This is a genomic window from Lactococcus sp. LG1267, from assembly GCF_017309545.1.
Classification (GTDB): Bacteria; Bacillota; Bacilli; order Lactobacillales; family Streptococcaceae; genus Lactococcus; species Lactococcus petauri.
The window spans coordinates 538,907-555,253 of the sequence record NZ_CP071295.1 but is presented as its reverse complement, the minus strand read 5'-3'; the positions used below and the strand labels follow the sequence as shown (position 1 = coordinate 555,253).

Below are 16,347 nucleotides of genomic sequence, written 5' to 3'. Positions count from 1 at the left end.
TGTAAAAGCGCTTTCAACACCTTTTATTATAGTCTAATCTTTTTTTGAATGCAAATTGAACGTCATTATAATAATGCGCTTTCATTTCATAAAAAATAATAAATATACAAAAAGAAACCAGCAGTACCAAGGTTGAGCCTTTGTGATGGTTTCTTTTATTTTTTTATTACTTTTCTTTGTTTTTTCTAATTTGTTTACTTCTGAGTTGTCCGCAAGCGGCATCAATGTCTGTACCATGCTCTTGGCGCACAACACAGTTGATACCATTTTTCTTGAGTACATCGTAAAATTTCGCAGTATCATTTCGTGTTGAACGTTCATATTTGATATGCTCAGCGACAGGATTATAGGGAATCAGATTGACATACGAAAGTTTATTTCGGGGTTTTATTAAATCAGCTAATTCTTGTGCAATTTCCGGAGTATCATTTTCTCCAGAAAGCATAATATACTCATAGGTTACACGACGATTTGTTGTTTCAGTATAATAATCTATCGCATCAAAAAGTTTTTCAAGTGGTGCGCTACGTGTGATACGCATCAGACTTGTACGTAATTCATTGTTTGGTGCATGTAAAGAAATAGCCAAGTTCACTTGCAAGTTTTCATTTGCAAATTCTTTGATTTTTGCTGGCATGAAACCACAGGTTGACACGGTAATATGACGTGCCCCAATAGCAAGGCCATTATCGTCATTAATTGTGCGTAAAAAGTTCATCAAGTTTACATAGTTGTCAAATGGTTCACCGATACCCATAACTACAACATGAGAAACACGCTCATCTTGGCCTTTTTCATCGAAGTATTTTTGGACCAACATAATCTGAGCGACTATCTCTCCTGCTGTCACATCACGCTCTTTTTTTAGAATACCAGAGGCACAAAAAGTACAGCCCATGTTACATCCTACCTGAGTAGTCACACATACAGATAAGCCATAAGATTGGCGCATCAATACAGTTTCAATCATCATTTTATCTGGTAACATAAAAAGATATTTAACTGTTCCATCTTCCGACTCTTGTACGACGACTTGCTCCAGAGGATTCATAATAAAATGCGCGTTCAACTTTGCAATAAAATCCTTGGAGAGATTTGTCATTTCTTCAAAAGTTTGGACACGTTTTCGGTAAAGCCAATCCCACACTTGGGTTGCTCGAAATTTTTTTTCACCATTTTCAATCGCCCAATCAATAAGTTGATCACGTGTTAAGCCGTAAATTGTTTGTTTTTCCATTATATCTCCGATATTTTTCCCCCAAAAAATTTTTGAAGGAACTTTTTTGTATATTATTCAATAACTTTTTAGACATATTTTTAACATTTGTCTATTTTATTTTTTTGCACGTTCGCGTATTACAAAATTAGATTTAGAGGTTGTATTTTTCTCATTTTTCTCATTTTGTTTTATTTTAGCAGGCTTCTTACCTGATTTCTCGCGAATTTCAAATGATTTTTTCTCATTTTTCTTTTGCTTTTCTTGAGAGCTTCGATTTTTATTGCGATTATTTCGACGTCGTGCTTTTTCAAATTTAGGTTGACGTGGCTTGTCTTCAAAAACACGTTCGGATGTGTAAGCTTCATCTTGTGAGCGTACACGACGTAAAACAAAGTAGGCACAGCCATAATTGCAATATTCATTGATATAATCTTCTAATCGGTCAATCTTATTTTCAGATTGCATTTTTTTTCTACTTACTGAAAAAAAGCCTTTTAAACGGAGCTGTTCAAAGCCCCAATCTCCCACGATGTAATCATACTTATCGAAAATATCGCTAAATCGCTGCTCCAGCTTTTCAGCATCAAACCCTTCACGATAATTGTAAACCAGATGAAAAGTCTTACCACCTACTTTTACAATGTCATCTGTAGCAGTTATCCGCTCACCAGGGAAACGATTATAATTTAATTTTGATTCGTCAACTTCTTTTGGCACTTTCCTCTCCCTTTCTCTTTTTGTTCATTTTCTCGTTTTTTAATTCATTTGCTACTATTTCTCGTAGAAAATACGGAAAAAGTATTTCGGCTTTCTCTTGTTTTCGCAATAAAGGAAAATACCAAGCAAAGAGATACTGATCAGGAACGACTATGCTATAAGACTCAGCATCGACCACATCCGTATTTCTATAATAAAATTTCCCTCTGTTGAAATTTATTCCCTGAAAAATAAGCCGACCAAATTGCTTCCCTCGAAAACCCATACCTCGAATATTTTGCCCAGACAGCATTGCAGATACATCAAGCATTTCACGTAAAACTTCTTTCAGTACCTTACCAGTCATCGTAAGCCGCACTAAACGCATGGAATGGGGCAAAAATTGGTGTAAATCATCTAAAGTAAGTTGGTTTGGCAATGCTTCTGTAACCAAGAGCCCAGTATTGAAAACACAGGCTCCCACCTTGCCATATCGGGCAAGTAACTCTGCAATAAAATGACTTGCATTATAATCAGGATAAACATTGGTCAGGCTATAGGGAAGTTCTCCGACAGTCTTGCCTTGCAACATTTTACGTCCTTTCAACTCCCACGAGTTGATGTGTAAAGCATCACTTTTTACTTTTTTGAGCGTGTTGGTAGCAATCGTGGAAATTTCCGAAGCAATTACTTTGTTATTTTGATCAAAAGTAAGATTGATTTCGCCGATATGCTCCCCGTATCTTCCTGCAGCCGCAAGTAAGGTGTCATGTAATTCCGCTCCGTGTTCAAAAAGATGATGCGTATGGCTTCCAATAATTAAATCAATATCGTAATTTTTAGCGATTTTCTCATCAACGGTTTTACCCAAATGACTCAAAAGAATCGTAAAATCACAGTCCAGTGGCAAGAGCTGATCCAAGCAAACTAAAGGATCAACAATATCCCAACCTGCTTGTAAATAGGCTAGATAAGGAGCTGTTAAGCCAATGATTCCAATACGCATCCCCCAACTGCTCTCTATAAATTTAGGACCTTGAGCAAAAGGCATATTACTGATATTTGAAAGTAATATATCAAAGTCGGCTTGATTGTATAAACGGCTTAGCATATCATGAGTTAATCCTAAACCTTCATTGTTACCGAGGGTCGCTGCTGTCAAGTCCAGCTTATTCATCAGAGCAACATTAATCTGTCCTTCTGTGGCCTCAGTTAAAGGATGTACCCGGTCAACATCATCCCCTAAGTCAAATCGCAAGACATCTGGATGTCCAACTGTTTTTTCCGCAAAAAAACGCTCAATCACTGGAAATCTTTCCAAATGCGAGTGCAAGTCGTTCAAGTGAATAATGCGCAATGAATTCATTTTACCATTATAGCACAAAAAAGACCGCTAAAGCGGTAGTTTTTGTACTTTTTTACTTACGCCTGCAAATCAAAAACAAGGCATCATTCCTATTTTCCTGTTGATCCGAAGCCGCCAGTTCGTGTAGATTTAGTCACTTCTGCATCCCCATCAGCAACCAAGAAAGGCATAAAGACCGCTTGGACAATCCTCTCACCTTTTTCCAAGACCACTTCTGATTCCGTAATATTTTGCATTTGAGCAAATATCTCGCCCTCATTCCCTGGGTTATTGTAATAGTCACCGTCAATGACACCTACCGAGTTAATCATCACTAAACCTTTTTTACGCGGATTTGATGAGCGATCAAACAGATACAGAACTTCTCCTGCTTGCATATATGCCTTAAGGCCTGTTGAGATCAGTTTAATTTCACCAGGTTCAATGGTAATGTTTTCAGCCACTGATAAGTCATAGCCTGCCGCATGCTTGGTCGCACGTATTGGTAATTCTAGGTTTTCATTTTGGTATTTACTTACTATTTCAAATCCACGTGTTTTCATAATTACTCCTTATTGGTTATTTTTAATCTATTTATTTTATAAAGGGCAAAATCAGAAAAACGATAAATAAGACAACAACCGTTACTCCTGATAAAATCCGATTTTGCATTGGTACAGAATTCTTGAAATATTTAGGTGGAAAAACAGGAGCTAAAAGAAGTCCGCCCACTGCTCCTCCAACATGTGACCAAATATTGACCGAGCTAAGATTAAACATATTGAAGAAAAGATTAATCGCAATCAAGATGGTAAATGTCTTACCAATCTGTTTTAGCATCGGATGGCCTGTAAAGAAGCCAATTCCTGCAATAGCTGCAAAAAGACCAAAAATCGAAGTTGATGCTCCTGCAGATAAGGAATTGGGCGAAAAGATAAAGGTTGCTGCATTACCAAAAATTCCTGAAAGAATGTAGATCAAACTGAAATTAAGGCTACCAAATACAGCTTCAACCTGACGTCCGATAAAAAAGAGCGTCAGAGTATTCATAAGGAAGTGAGTCCATCCAATATGAATAAAAATTGGTGTCACAAGGCGCCACAATTGAGTTGGATCAGCTAAAATGGCTGGTGGAAATAATGCACCAGTATTAAAAAGGTTAATTGCCGAGGTTGCAGCTAAACCATAACGTAAAAATTGATAAAGCCAAACCATCGTTGTTAAAAGTGATAAAATATAAGTCGCTTTATGCTTCATAAAGTCTTTTTTTATCATATCAATGTTCATAAGTAAATATTTCTCCTATGCTTATATCATGAGGTTCTGGATGAAAATTTCTGTGCTGAAAATCATAACATAGACTAACTGTCTGTCCAGAAAAGCTTGCCAGATAACGGTCATAATATCCCGCGCCAAAACCAATCCGATAACCTTCTTTATTCCAAGCCAAGCCGGGGACCAAAATCAAATCAGGCACAACTTCGTTTTTCGACTTAGGTTCTAGTATACCAAATTTTGTACGTTCTAAGTCATTTTTGTCGTATTTTACAAAAATCATGTGGCGATCAGCCAAGGTTTTTGGTATAACTATTTGTTTATCTGCCTGCTCAAAAAGGGGTTGCAAATCAAATTCAAATTCTTGCGGCATATAGAGCGCCACGGTTTTAGCTTTTTTCCATTGTTCTGAGGCAAGCAGCTCTGCAATAATTTTCTGACTTTGACGGCTTTTGTCAGCAAAATCAAAACTTTTCAGTAAATTTATCATTTCTTTTCGAATTAGCGCTTTCTTTTCCATACTTTATATGGTATCATAAAGCTGTAAGTTTTTTTCAAGTTAACGTTTATGCTTTTTGTTACACGCTTTCCGAAGATAAGATTTACCAAACTAAAGAAAGGATGTATTCAAATGGCACAAGGAACTGTAAAATGGTTTAACGCTACTAAAGGTTTTGGCTTCATTACAACTGAAGAAGGCAACGATGTATTCGTACACTTCTCAGCTATTCAAACTGATGGCTTCAAAACTCTTGATGAAGGCCAAAAAGTTAGCTTTGATCTTGAAGAAGGCCCACGTGGACCTCAAGCAATCAACGTTACTAAATAATTGGTAATTAAAGCACCTTTACGGTGCTTTTTCTTTTTGTTTAAACACCACAATAAAAGCCGTTATGCTATTGTTTTATAGATATAAAAAGTTTACAATGTATAAAGCAAAGAATTTAGGAATATTATGAAAGATTTAACAAAAGGAAACATTCTCAAAGGTTTAATTACCTTCACACTTCCCCTGCTCTTGGGAAACTTTTTTCAAGTGCTCTATAATACTGCAGACACACTGATTGTTGGTCAAACGCTAGGAAAAAATGCACTTGCATCAGTGGGGGCTACGGGATCCATCAACTTTTTAATCGTTGGTTTTGCTCAGGGAATGACCGCAGGGCTCACGATTATTACTGCGCAACGCTTTGGTGCCAAAGATGCACATGCTGTCAAAAAGTCCTTTGTGACAGGGCTGTATTTTACGATAGCTATCTCCCTCTTGCTCAGTGTCTTGTCTGTCCTATTTGTGGGTCAATTACTACAACTTATGCAGACTCCAGCTGAGATTTACGAAGGTGCACACACTTTTTTAAGTATTATGTTAGGTGGACTTACAGCGACCACACTATATGCTTATTATTCGAACGCGCTCCGCGCCTTAGGTGATTCCAAGACACCGCTCTATGCACTTATCGTCGCCAGTATTTTAAATATCGGCTTTGAGTATTTCGCAATCCTCGTTCTCCATTTAGGCTTAGCGGGAGCAAGTGCAGCCACCATTTTGGCCCAATGTATCTCTGTGCTTTATCTGGTTTTACATATTAAACGCAAAGTGCCTGAGTTACACCTTAATCGAAAACTCCTTGTTTACGATACCCAAGAAATACGTACACATGCACGACTGAGTATTCCCATGGGATTTCAATCTAGTATTATCGCTATTGGTTCTATTACACTTCAAGTAGCACTTAACACTATGGGAACAAACGCTGTCGCCACTCAAGCTATTGTATCTAAGATTGACCAAATCGCGATGTTGCCAATGATGTCGATCGGACTTGCTATGGCTACCTTTGGAGCCCAAAACTATGGTGCAAAACAATACCGCCGAATAAATCAAGGGCTTTTCCAATCTCTCCTCATAGCTGTTTCCTGGGCGATTGGCTTTGCCATTCTTTTGGTAAGCTTGAACTATTACTTCACGACGGCTTTTATCTCACCAAGCCAAACAGCTGTTATTGATATGGCTAGACATTACTATATTGTGAATGGTGGTTTCTACTGGCTGCTTGCTATCCTCTTCGTTACGCGCTCAACATTACAGGGTTTGGGCAATGCGCGCATTCCAACAATTTGTGGTGTGGCAGAACTGGTCATGCGTGCCGCAGTGGCCATCATCGGAGTTAACCTCTTAAATTACACCGTGATTATTTCATCCAATCCAGCTGCTTGGTTGGGGTCAACCGCTATTCTGATTCCCACAACCATCCGAATGGTGCGTCGTTTTAACCGCGAAAATGCACAAGAAAAAATCGTTCTAAATTGAACGATTTTTTTATATTAGTCTTTATCTAATTCTTGATAGAGCAGTTTTTGCGCTACTGTTGGATTAGCTTGTCCTTTTGTAGCTTTCATGAGCTGACCAACTAATGCCTTAGCTGCATTTTCCTTACCGCCACGATAGTCAGCAACAGATTGTTCATTTTTAGCAAATACTTCATGAATGATAGGCAAGAGTACAGCTGGGTCAGAGATTTGAACCAAGCCGGCCTTTTTAACGAAAGCTTCTGCTGAACCACCGTTTTTAGCTAATTCGAGGAAGACTTTCTTCGCAATTTTCGATGAAATAGTCCCATCTGCAATCAAACGCAACATTTCTGTGAGATTTTCTGGAGTTAAGTGAATATCTTTAAGTTCCAGATGTGCTGTGTTCAAGTACTGAGCAACTTCACCTTGAAGCCAGTTGGATACCAATTTGGCATCACCACCTAATTTAACAGCTGCTTCAAAGAAATCAGAGACATCTTTTGAGCTTGTCAACTGGCGCGCATCGTATTCACTGAGGCCCATTTCCTCTACATAACGTACACGGCGTGCTGCTGCAAACTCAGGAAGTTCCGCACGAACTTCGTTAATCCAAGCTTCGGAAATTTCAATACGTGGCAAATCTGGTTCTGGGAAATAACGATAATCAGACGCACCTTCTTTAACACGCATCAAGATTGTTTCACCTGTTTTATCATCAAAACGACGTGTTTCTTGACGAATTTCACCACCAGCACGAAGAATTTTCGCTTGGCGATCAATTTCAAAGGCTAGGGCTTTCTTCACATTACTGAAAGAGTTCATGTTTTTCACTTCTGTTTTAACACCAAACTCTTCTTGGCCATAAGGACGCAATGAAATATTGGCATCACAGCGCATGGAACCTTCTTCCATCTTCACATCAGAAATACCTGTATAGAGAATCAATTCACGTAAGGCGGTCAAATACGCATAAGCTTCATCAGCGCTTCGCATATCTGGCTCAGAAACAATCTCAATCAATGGTACCCCTTGACGGTTCAAGTCAACATAAGAATAGCCATCTGTTCCGTGCGTATTTTTACCGGCATCTTCTTCAATATGTGCACGCTCAATACGAACAGTCGATTTTGTACCATCTTCAAGTTCAATTTCAATAGAACCATTGTAACCAATAGGTTCATCTGCCTGCGAAATTTGGTAAGCTTTAGGATTATCAGGGTAAAAATAATTTTTACGATCAAAGTGCATACTCTTTTGAATCGACATATTCATGGCAAGAGAAGCTTTCATCCCAGCAACGACAACACCTTTGTTCAATGTTGGCAAAACACCTGGCATTCCCCAGTCAATAACATTCGTATTGACATTTGGTTCAGAGCCAAATTCAGCTGGAGTTGGACTGTAAATTTTTGAGTTCGTATTTAACTCAACATGGACTTCAAGTCCAATGACTGTTTCAAAGTTCATCCTATTTTGCCCCTCCTTCTGTAAAGATAATTGGTTTTTTCTTATGATGATCTGTCGTTGCTTCGAACGCTGCTGCGACTTGATAAATTGTCTCCTCATCGTAGCGTTTACCAATCAATTGCATCCCAACAGGTAGACCTTCGACATAACCCGCCGGAATCGAAATTCCTGGTAAACCTGCAAGGTTGACTGGAATAGTTAAAATATCTGAGAGATACATTTGAACAGGGTCTTTTGATTTTTCATCGAAGCCAAAGGCCACCGTTGGAGCCGTTGGGCCAAGAATCAAATCATAATCCGCAAATACTTTATTAAAGTCTTCGATAATCATTGTACGCACTTGACCGGCCTTTTTAAAGTGCTTATCGTAGGCACCTGCAGAAAGACTAAATGTACCTAGCATAATGCGACGTTTGACCTCATCGCCAAAGCCTTCTGAACGTGATTTCACATAGACATCTTCAAGGTTTTTGATATCCTGTGCACGATAACCATAACGAATACCATCGAAGCGTTGGAGATTTGAGCTCGCTTCTGAAGAAGCGATGATGTAGTAAACAGCTACCCCATACTTGCTATGTGGCAAGCTCACTTCTTCAACAATAGCACCTAAAGATTCTAAGTGTTTCGCTGCCGCCATAATTTGCTCTTTGACTGTTGGATCAATGCCTTCACCAAAGTATTCTTTAGGCAAAGCAATCTTCATTCCTTTAATATCTTGACCTATTTTTGAACCAAAATCTGGCACAGCTACTTCTGAACTTGTAGCATCTTTAGCATCACTACCTGAGATAACATTTAAAAGTTGTGCATTTTCTTCAACAGTAGCTGAAAAGGGACCAATTTGATCAAGTGAACTAGAAAAAGCAATTAAACCATAACGAGAAACACGTCCGTAAGTTGGTTTCAGACCCACAATACCACTGAACGAAGCTGGTTGACGAATCGAACCACCTGTATCGGATCCTAATGACAAGCGTACTTGTCCACTCGCAACAGCACTAGCTGAACCTGAAGATGATCCACCAGGTACTTTTGTTTGATCCCACGCATTGTATGTTGGCTTAACAGAAGAAGTTTCCCCTGAGCCCCCCATTGCGAATTCGTCCATATTGGCTTTACCAATAATAACCATGCCATTGTCATAAAGCTTTTCAACGACAGTCGCATCATAAGGTGGGATAAAACCAGAAAGAATTTTACTTGCTGCAGTTGTTTCAATATTTTTAGTAACAATATTGTCTTTAACTGCTAAGGGAATACCGTCTGTAAGTTTTGTTGCATCAATTCCACGCGCATCAATAGCAGCTGCTTGCGCTAATGCTTCTTCACCTAATACAGAAATAAAACTGCCCATTGCTGCTTCACGTGCATGCACATCATCCAATGTCGCCTGTGTCAAGTCAACAGCAGAGATTTCCTTTTTCACCAAGAGGTCATGCAACTCTTTAATTGTTTTATTATTCAATGACATTATGCATCTCCTCCATCAGCCAACATTGCGGGAACCTTAATAAAGCCATCTTGCTTCGTTGGTACATTACGCATTAATTCATCACGGTCATCACCCGGTACAGCAATATCTTCACGCATGCGGTTTAAGTTATCCGCAACACTCATCGTAAATTTTACATTTTCCGTATTGACTTCCTCTAACTGCTCCACCATTTCGATAATTTTATCGAGTTTATCCGTCACAGCATCAAGTTCATTTTTCTCAAATTTAAGCTTTGACAAAGTTGCCACATGCTCCACTTGTTCTTTTGTAATCTTGCTCATGTTATTTTCCCTAACTATTAAAGATTTTCATTCTCAATTATAGCAAAAATCTTTAAAAACTGATACAGCTAGGCTTTACTGCCTACTGCCTTTACCACAAGTAAAAAACCTCTCACAACGAGAAGTTTTTTTATTACTTTTAAGGTTAGAAGTTACGACCTTCAAGCTTTGTAAATAAACCTTGGTTAAGAACTTTGAGGTAAGTCCCTTTCATTCCCAACGAACGGCTTTCAATAACACCAGCAGATTCAAGCTTACGTAGTGCATTAACAATTACTGAACGTGTAATTCCAATCTTGTCGGCAATGACTGAAGCAATAACATGTCCTTCTTCACCATCAAGTTCTTCAAGAATTGCTTTCACAGCCTTCATTTCTGAATACGAAAGTGTATTGACTGCCATGTTAGCCATCGTGTCTTTACGGATATTTTCTTCCATTTGTTCAAGCTTAAGATTTGAAAGTTGAACACCGATAACTGTTGTTGCAAGCTCTGCAAGCACAAGATCATCATCACTGAATTTTCCGTCTGTACGCCATAAGATGAAGGTTCCCAAGCGCATACCACTACCATAGATTGGTGCACATGTTGTCAAACCATTAGGATACTCACCTAAAAGTTCTGCAGGAAATACTGACAAAGGCTCGTTAATTGTGATATTTGCTAAAGTGTCGTAGATACGGATAGCCGCACGTGCATAATCTTCTGGCAATTGTTTTTGTACATGGAAAAGTTCATTAACACGATCGTTGTTAATTTCGTATGGCAGTGAATAGCCCAAAAGTTTCCCTTTTGTATCAATGATACAAGCATTACAGTCAATAACGTTGGCTAAACGCTCTGTCATGTTATCATAGGGTAACTCCTGCTTTAAATCAGTTACTCCATCTTGCAGAACTGATGTAATTTTGCGGGTTTTTTCTAGTAAAGTAGCCACGGTTTTCTCCTATTATATTATTTTCTAAATAAACTCTTAATGAATTATAACACAAAAAAATTCAAAAAACAACAGGAATAGTCAGAAAATTCGCTTTTTTCATTATAATAAAACAAGATATACAATTATGTATATCTTATTTCTTTTTATATACAGAAAATTGACTAACATTACCAACTTCCACTTTTTTGTAAGAATCTTTAAGTGTTTCTTTTACTGAATCTGAAAGATCCTGTCCACTTTGCACTACGACATACTTGTTGCCTGCATTAGCAAAGAGCAAATCAAAGTTCTGATGGAATCTCACTGGATAATGGCGAGGGAAGTCATCTATGCCACCCACACGCTGTGATCGCAAGTTAATGTTTTTATCCGATGCTATAGCCAGTACTTTATCCTCTTTTGTTGTATCGGCTTTCACAAACTGTGCAACTTGTTGTTCTTCTGAGAAAACTTGTTGATGCATCGTTTGGGTAACGATCGGAGCTCCTATCACAAAGAGCAGAGCTAAAATTGGCGCAAAAAGCTTGGCCTTCATATAATCTTGTAGGATATTCTGACGTTGATCCACCGCATCTTGTATAGTATCGCTGACGAATAATAAAAGTAACGGCAAGATGGCAAGCAAGTTTGAACTTTCGAATACTTGAGAAAAAACAACAAATCCTAACACAAGAATTGAACCCAATAAGAGTAAAAGTTGCCAGATAAATGTTTGACCCGAACTTTTAATATTACGTACGCCATGTACGAAATTGGCCGCAAGACCAAACACCAAAAGAAAAACGAGAGCTTTCAGAAGTGACATCCAGAAATTATCTGTAAAGCCTAGTGTCGTAAGCGGAATGATAATGGATTGTTCGATGGATGTATACAGTACTTGAGCATTTAAGGAGTAAAAAGCAACAGTATAACCTACCAACAATAAACCAAATAAAATTGCTAAAAGTTGATAAATACCCCGCCCAATTCTTTTATTCTGAATATTAAAGACAAGCAAAGCGAGACAAGAAAGAAGCCACAAAATGGTCATGATTGGTGATATGACAAACACAAGAGCTCCGCTCATACCAAAGAAGATAAAAGCTTCGTCACGTGCATCTTGACGTAGATAACGATCCAAGAACTGTAATGCCCATAATGCAAAAGGCAAGGCGATTAAGGTTGGCGCTGTACCACCTTGAGCCAATCCTGCAATCGAAACCAAGGTGAAACCTGTGGTAATTCGCGCTGCCAAACGGCTACGAGTACGTTGTGAAATTAAACGATAAACTTGCACACCGCTCATAAATAAAGCTAGCATTTGGAAAAGGTAAAGCAGCCAAGTTGTTTGACCAAAATGACCGAGCCAGTTAATTAGGTAAAAGACAATTCCGCCAGCACCCCAAAAATCATTGTAAGGGACCAATCCTGCCTGCATTGCCATTCCCGAATAGAGGTATTGCGACTGTACACCTGTAGGTTGAAGATTGAAGATAGGGAAAGCATAGAAGCTTAGACTAAGCACCAAGGACACGAGCCCAATAAATAACCAGTCAGCTGGCATAAGCCGTGGTGTTTTTTCTCGAGTTGGTACAAAACTCGCTTCTGATTTATGACGACGCGAATAAAACCCAGTCTCTTCCGCAGGAATATCAAGGTCTTCATTGACCTCAAGCTCCTCGAATTCTTCGATTTCTTCTGATTGTTCTAATTGTTTTTTATGTTCATGCCTAAGTGAACGTGAACCATATCTTTTTTTCATTTAATTTTCCTTCAAAGAGTAATCACTAAATTATAACAAATTTCTTCGAAGTACTCAATTTTTGCTAAAAATTTTATGTAATAATTTATAATATTTCAATATTGATGCAATAAAAAAAAGAGGCTTTGCCTCTTGATTTATCAATAAACTTCGTCGTCTTGATTTTCCATAAAGTTATTAAAAACTTCTTCAATCATATCCCATTCAGCATCTGAATCTTCAGCGATAGGTTGTAAATCACCTTCAGTGCCATCTTCATTTTGAGTAAATGAATAAGCTTGGATTTCAACTTCACCATTATCATCTTCTGCACCGTCAACAGGCATAACGAGGACGTAATTTTTACCAAATTCTTCTTGGCCATCAATAGTGATCAAGATTTCAAAAAGGCTTTCATTACCGTTATCATCAATCAGAGTGATAAAACGGTCTTCGTGGTCATGGTCATGTGTATGTTCTGACATAATACTTCCTACTTCTAAAATAATTTGTGCGCATCAAGATAATTTTGTAATATCAAGACAGCGGCGAGTTTATCAATTGATTTTTTACGGTCCTTGCGTCGGACGCCACCATCAATTAATACTTTTTCTGCTTGCATTGTCGTCAAGCGTTCATCTTGGTATTCTACAGCGACATCAAACGTTTCAGTAATTTTTTCACCATAGTTTCTTGAAGCCTCTGCACGAATACCTTCATCATTATTCATATGTTTGGGTAAACCGAGTACAATTTTTGAAGGTTTATATTCTGTTATTAGTTCTGCTAAGCGCTCAAAACCAAATTCACCAGCTTCACTGTCAATCTTTATTGTTTCAACAGGCTGAGCCGTCATTCCCAATAAATCACTCACAGCTACACCAACAGTTTTCGTACCGACATCCAAACCTAAAATTCTACTGTACATTAAAGTTGTACACCGTGTGCTTTTAAGTATTCTTTAATCAGTTCTTCAACAATATCATCACGGTCAAAACGACGGATTTTGTTACGTGCATCGTCGTGACGTGGAATATAAGCTGGATCTCCTGACAAAACATAACCTACCATTTGGTTGATAGGATTGTAACCTTTAGCATCAAGTGCACGATAAACATTTACAAGTGTTTCGCCGATTTCTTTTTTACTTGAATCATCAAATTCAAAGCGGACTGTTTCATCTGTAAAACTCATAATATGTACCTCCTTTGGGGTAGGTTCAAGCAAACTGCTTAAAAATCCTTTTAATTAATTTTTTCTAATAATGCTCTTTAATTATACATCATTTCTGACACTAATTCAATCTATTTCGTCTAGTAGCTAGAATAAATGGCCCTCTAGACGACCATTTATCACTCAATGCTAAACTATAAATTTACCGGCTTAAGGGAGAATATTTCCAGCTTCCATATACAAGTCATACCACTCCTCACGGCTGAGAACCAGATCACTGGCATTTGTTACTTCCTCGATCCGTCGTTCCGTCATCGTACCAATTATTGTTTGCATACGCGCTGGATGGCGGTTAATCCATGCTATAGCAATCCCTGAAGGGGTAAGATTGTATTTTTCAGCATATTCTTCAAGCTTTTTGTTTAATTCTGGGAATTTATCATTACCAACAAAAGGACCATCAAAATATCCATGTTGGAAAGGAGACCAAGCTTGAATCGTCATCTTATTTATCCGGGAATACTCTAGTACTGAACCATCTTGCATATGACTGGCTTGATTAGGAATATTCACATTGAGACCTGCATCAACCATTTCAGTATGCTTCAAGCCAAATTGAAGCTGATTAAAGAGTAACGGCTGCTTCACTGCTGTTTTAAGTAACTCCACTTGCATCGGATTTTGATTGGAAACTCCAAAATAGCGAACCTTTCCAGATTTCTCGAGCTCGTAGAAGGCCTCTGCGACCTCTTCTGGCTCCATTAGCGTATCGGGGCGGTGCAAGAGCATGGTATCGAGATAATCCGTCTGTAGCCGTTGTAAAGAGCCTTCTACCGACTTGATAATATGTTCTTTTGAAAAATCAAAGGCAACCCCTGGGCGGATAGCGCATTTCGATTGGAGATAAATGTCTTCCCGTCGAATAGAGGTTTGCGCCAAAGCCTCGGCAAAAACCGTTTCACACTGTCCAGCACCATAAATATCCGCGTGATCAAAAAAGTTAATACCATTTTCATAAGCTGTTTCAATAACTTTGACAGGGTTCTTTCCTGGTTCTATGATACGCATACAGCCTAAGATAATTTGTGAAGCTTGCATATCGGCAATTTGAATTTTTTTCATTAACAAAAACTCCTCTTCTTTTACAATAAATTCATTATATCACAATAAAAGTAAACGCTTTACTTTTCCAAGAGTTATTTTTGTTCCTTTTTATGAATCATGTTTCCAAAAGAAAAAACCCACCCGAGGGTGAGAATCCTTTTTTACAATTAAACTGTAAGTGAAGCACGTCCTTTACGACGACGAGCTGCAAGTACACGACGTCCGTTTTTAGTTGCCATGCGTGCACGGAATCCGTGAGTAGTCTTACGAGGTTTTTTATGTGGTTGGTAAGTACGTTTCATTTGTTAAATCCCTGGGCTACTTCACTTGGGAAAGTAGCTCCACCGTTCTTGCGGTGTTCCTTTCTTTCATTTCTGTGCTTAAAGCATACTAAAATATTCTACACCAAATCATCGCAAATGTCAAATTTCTTTTGTAACGGTGATATAACGATTGTATTCATTACCTTCAGAATGGCTAGAAACACCTTCTTCTTTCGAAATAATTGTATGCACAATCTTGCGTTCATTCGACTGTAAATCATTAATATAGACAGTTTCACCAGAACGAGCACGTTCTGCTGCACGATGCGCCAAGCTGGTAATATATGCTTTACGCTTTTCATGATAATCCCCAACATTGACAGCAATATTTATACGGGTACTTAAAATACTGTTAGCATAAGCTTTAGCCAAGGTTTGTAAACTTTGCAAAATCTTCCCATGTTTACCAATGAGTAAAGCATCTTGATTCGAATTTAAGTTAAAAACAATCAGAGTGCCTTCTTTTGCTACATTTACAGTGATCGCAATACCCATTTCAGAGGTAATATTTGTTAAGTAAGTCGAAATTTTATCCGCAAACTCTGTTTCCTCAGCAGTTAATTCCATCGGTACAGCCTTAGCTTTTTCTTTTACCTTCTCAGGAACCTCAACTTCTGGAAGCGGATCTTTGCTTTGAGCAATGTCTGCTTTAACTTCTTCAATTATAACTTCACGTTCTTCTGGAGTTAATTGACCTTCTTGTTCTTTTTCAGCTGCACGTACAGCTTTAACAATTTGGCTTAACTCAAGAGTTGCTTCCATAGCAGACTGTGCTTTAGGCACACCAAGGTTGATATCTTCCACACCACGTTCTGCTAATCGATCCGCTTTACGAATGGTTTCTTCTTTGATTTCTTCTATATCTACGAGGGCTCGTTTTTTACCAAATCCTAAAAAACCACGTTTTTCTTTTTGTTTTACATGAATATGCACATTCTCACGCTTTACACCTAAACGATATAAGCCGCGTTCTATTGCTTCTTCAACTGTTCTCCCAGTAAAAATAGTCATGAT

19 protein-coding genes are annotated in these 16,347 nt (G+C 38.3%); 2 read left to right on the top strand and 17 right to left on the bottom strand.

Going from position 1 to position 16,347, the window contains the following annotated elements; translation table 11 throughout:
* Positions 1-166: 166 nt before the first annotated feature.
* From rlmN to J0J33_RS02790, 6 genes are all read right to left on the bottom strand, one after another.
* Positions 167-1,237, bottom strand: coding sequence for a 23S rRNA (adenine(2503)-C(2))-methyltransferase RlmN (gene rlmN / locus J0J33_RS02815; protein WP_019292691.1), 1,071 nt, complete (start codon positions 1,235-1,237; stop codon positions 167-169).
* Between the two features lie 96 nt (positions 1,238-1,333).
* Complete coding sequence (locus J0J33_RS02810; protein WP_173816943.1) at positions 1,334-1,936, bottom strand: YutD family protein; 603 nt, start codon at positions 1,934-1,936, stop codon at positions 1,334-1,336.
* Positions 1,920-3,281 carry a bifunctional UDP-sugar hydrolase/5'-nucleotidase gene (locus J0J33_RS02805; protein WP_173816945.1) on the bottom strand — a complete coding sequence of 454 codons (1,362 nt, stop codon included), beginning with the start codon at positions 3,279-3,281 and terminating at the stop codon, positions 1,920-1,922. Before J0J33_RS02805 ends, J0J33_RS02810 begins: the two co-directional genes overlap by 17 nt.
* A gap of 89 nt (positions 3,282-3,370) precedes the next feature.
* Positions 3,371-3,823 (bottom strand): dUTP diphosphatase, encoded by a 453-nt coding sequence (locus J0J33_RS02800; protein ID WP_061414012.1) that lies wholly within the window; start codon positions 3,821-3,823, stop codon positions 3,371-3,373.
* Between the two features lie 31 nt (positions 3,824-3,854).
* Complete coding sequence (locus tag J0J33_RS02795) at positions 3,855-4,547, bottom strand: rhomboid family intramembrane serine protease (protein WP_014024129.1); 693 nt, start codon at positions 4,545-4,547, stop codon at positions 3,855-3,857.
* A complete protein-coding gene (locus J0J33_RS02790) occupies positions 4,537-5,055 on the bottom strand; it encodes a 5-formyltetrahydrofolate cyclo-ligase (protein ID WP_019291913.1) in 519 nt (172 codons plus the stop codon). The genes J0J33_RS02795 and J0J33_RS02790 overlap by 11 nt, the downstream gene beginning before the upstream one ends.
* Before the next feature lie 111 nt (positions 5,056-5,166).
* On the opposite strand from J0J33_RS02790, the gene J0J33_RS02785 reads away from it, so the two are divergent.
* Positions 5,167-5,364, top strand: a complete 198-nt coding sequence (locus J0J33_RS02785) for a cold-shock protein (RefSeq protein ID WP_003133641.1) — start codon at positions 5,167-5,169, stop codon at positions 5,362-5,364.
* A gap of 126 nt (positions 5,365-5,490) precedes the next feature.
* A complete protein-coding gene (locus tag J0J33_RS02780) occupies positions 5,491-6,846 on the top strand; it encodes an MATE family efflux transporter (protein ID WP_061414018.1) in 1,356 nt (451 codons plus the stop codon).
* Positions 6,847-6,860: 14 nt separating this feature from the next.
* Here the strand turns inward: J0J33_RS02780 and gatB are convergent, their stop codons facing one another.
* From gatB to jag, 11 genes are all read right to left on the bottom strand, one after another.
* On the bottom strand, positions 6,861-8,294 hold the full coding sequence (gatB, locus tag J0J33_RS02775; RefSeq protein WP_019336035.1) for an Asp-tRNA(Asn)/Glu-tRNA(Gln) amidotransferase subunit GatB: 1,434 nt from the start codon (positions 8,292-8,294) through the stop codon (positions 6,861-6,863).
* A gap of 1 nt (position 8,295) precedes the next feature.
* Positions 8,296-9,768 (bottom strand): Asp-tRNA(Asn)/Glu-tRNA(Gln) amidotransferase subunit GatA, encoded by a 1,473-nt coding sequence (gene gatA, locus J0J33_RS02770; RefSeq protein ID WP_206921766.1) that lies wholly within the window; start codon positions 9,766-9,768, stop codon positions 8,296-8,298.
* A complete protein-coding gene (gene gatC / locus J0J33_RS02765; protein WP_173816949.1) occupies positions 9,768-10,073 on the bottom strand; it encodes an Asp-tRNA(Asn)/Glu-tRNA(Gln) amidotransferase subunit GatC in 306 nt (101 codons plus the stop codon). Before gatC ends, gatA begins: the two co-directional genes overlap by 1 nt.
* 145 nt (positions 10,074-10,218) lie before the next feature.
* The gene (gene codY / locus J0J33_RS02760; protein ID WP_003133634.1) at positions 10,219-11,010 is read right to left on the bottom strand and encodes a GTP-sensing pleiotropic transcriptional regulator CodY; all 792 of its coding nucleotides are present in this window, start codon (positions 11,008-11,010) and stop codon (positions 10,219-10,221) included.
* A 136-nt stretch (positions 11,011-11,146) separates the two neighbouring features.
* Complete coding sequence (locus J0J33_RS02755) at positions 11,147-12,754, bottom strand: hypothetical protein (RefSeq protein WP_019336037.1); 1,608 nt, start codon at positions 12,752-12,754, stop codon at positions 11,147-11,149.
* Positions 12,755-12,894: 140 nt separating this feature from the next.
* A complete protein-coding gene (locus J0J33_RS02750) occupies positions 12,895-13,218 on the bottom strand; it encodes a DUF1292 domain-containing protein (RefSeq protein ID WP_003133632.1) in 324 nt (107 codons plus the stop codon).
* Positions 13,219-13,232: 14 nt separating this feature from the next.
* On the bottom strand, positions 13,233-13,661 hold the full coding sequence (gene ruvX / locus J0J33_RS02745) for a Holliday junction resolvase RuvX (RefSeq protein WP_003133630.1): 429 nt from the start codon (positions 13,659-13,661) through the stop codon (positions 13,233-13,235).
* Positions 13,661-13,927 (bottom strand): IreB family regulatory phosphoprotein, encoded by a 267-nt coding sequence (locus tag J0J33_RS02740; protein ID WP_003133629.1) that lies wholly within the window; start codon positions 13,925-13,927, stop codon positions 13,661-13,663. Before J0J33_RS02740 ends, ruvX begins: the two co-directional genes overlap by 1 nt.
* A 189-nt stretch (positions 13,928-14,116) precedes the next feature.
* On the bottom strand, positions 14,117-15,028 hold the full coding sequence (locus tag J0J33_RS02735) for an aldo/keto reductase family oxidoreductase (RefSeq protein WP_173816951.1): 912 nt from the start codon (positions 15,026-15,028) through the stop codon (positions 14,117-14,119).
* Positions 15,029-15,177: 149 nt separating this feature from the next.
* Entirely contained in the window at positions 15,178-15,312 is a 135-nt protein-coding gene (gene rpmH, locus J0J33_RS02730) for a 50S ribosomal protein L34 (protein WP_003135255.1), read from the bottom strand.
* A gap of 120 nt (positions 15,313-15,432) precedes the next feature.
* Positions 15,433-16,344, bottom strand: coding sequence for an RNA-binding cell elongation regulator Jag/EloR (jag, locus tag J0J33_RS02725; RefSeq protein ID WP_019293820.1), 912 nt, complete (start codon positions 16,342-16,344; stop codon positions 15,433-15,435).
* Positions 16,345-16,347: the final 3 nt, after the last annotated feature.

Excerpts from the sequence above, each read along its gene's own strand:
- J0J33_RS02785 (WP_003133641.1), top strand. The coding sequence starts at position 5,167 with ATGGCACAAGGAACTGTAAAATGGTTTAACGCTACTAAAGGTTTTGGC.
- J0J33_RS02755 (WP_019336037.1), bottom strand. The coding sequence starts at position 12,754 with ATGAAAAAAAGATATGGTTCACGTTCACTTAGGCATGAACATAAAAAA.
- gatA (WP_206921766.1), bottom strand. The coding sequence starts at position 9,768 with ATGTCATTGAATAATAAAACAATTAAAGAGTTGCATGACCTCTTGGTG.
- ruvX (WP_003133630.1), bottom strand. The coding sequence starts at position 13,661 with ATGTACAGTAGAATTTTAGGTTTGGATGTCGGTACGAAAACTGTTGGT.
- rlmN (WP_019292691.1), bottom strand. The coding sequence starts at position 1,237 with ATGGAAAAACAAACAATTTACGGCTTAACACGTGATCAACTTATTGAT.
- gatB (WP_019336035.1), bottom strand. The coding sequence starts at position 8,294 with ATGAACTTTGAAACAGTCATTGGACTTGAAGTCCATGTTGAGTTAAAT.
- rpmH (WP_003135255.1), bottom strand. The coding sequence starts at position 15,312 with ATGAAACGTACTTACCAACCACATAAAAAACCTCGTAAGACTACTCAC.
- J0J33_RS02740 (WP_003133629.1), bottom strand. The coding sequence starts at position 13,927 with ATGAGTTTTACAGATGAAACAGTCCGCTTTGAATTTGATGATTCAAGT.
- gatC (WP_173816949.1), bottom strand. The coding sequence starts at position 10,073 with ATGAGCAAGATTACAAAAGAACAAGTGGAGCATGTGGCAACTTTGTCA.
- J0J33_RS02735 (WP_173816951.1), bottom strand. The coding sequence starts at position 15,028 with ATGAAAAAAATTCAAATTGCCGATATGCAAGCTTCACAAATTATCTTA.
- J0J33_RS02805 (WP_173816945.1), bottom strand. The coding sequence starts at position 3,281 with ATGAATTCATTGCGCATTATTCACTTGAACGACTTGCACTCGCATTTG.
- J0J33_RS02780 (WP_061414018.1), top strand. The coding sequence starts at position 5,491 with ATGAAAGATTTAACAAAAGGAAACATTCTCAAAGGTTTAATTACCTTC.
- J0J33_RS02800 (WP_061414012.1), bottom strand. The coding sequence starts at position 3,823 with ATGAAAACACGTGGATTTGAAATAGTAAGTAAATACCAAAATGAAAAC.
- J0J33_RS02795 (WP_014024129.1), bottom strand. The coding sequence starts at position 4,547 with ATGAACATTGATATGATAAAAAAAGACTTTATGAAGCATAAAGCGACT.
- J0J33_RS02750 (WP_003133632.1), bottom strand. The coding sequence starts at position 13,218 with ATGTCAGAACATACACATGACCATGACCACGAAGACCGTTTTATCACT.
- J0J33_RS02790 (WP_019291913.1), bottom strand. The coding sequence starts at position 5,055 with ATGGAAAAGAAAGCGCTAATTCGAAAAGAAATGATAAATTTACTGAAA.
- jag (WP_019293820.1), bottom strand. The coding sequence starts at position 16,344 with ATGACTATTTTTACTGGGAGAACAGTTGAAGAAGCAATAGAACGCGGC.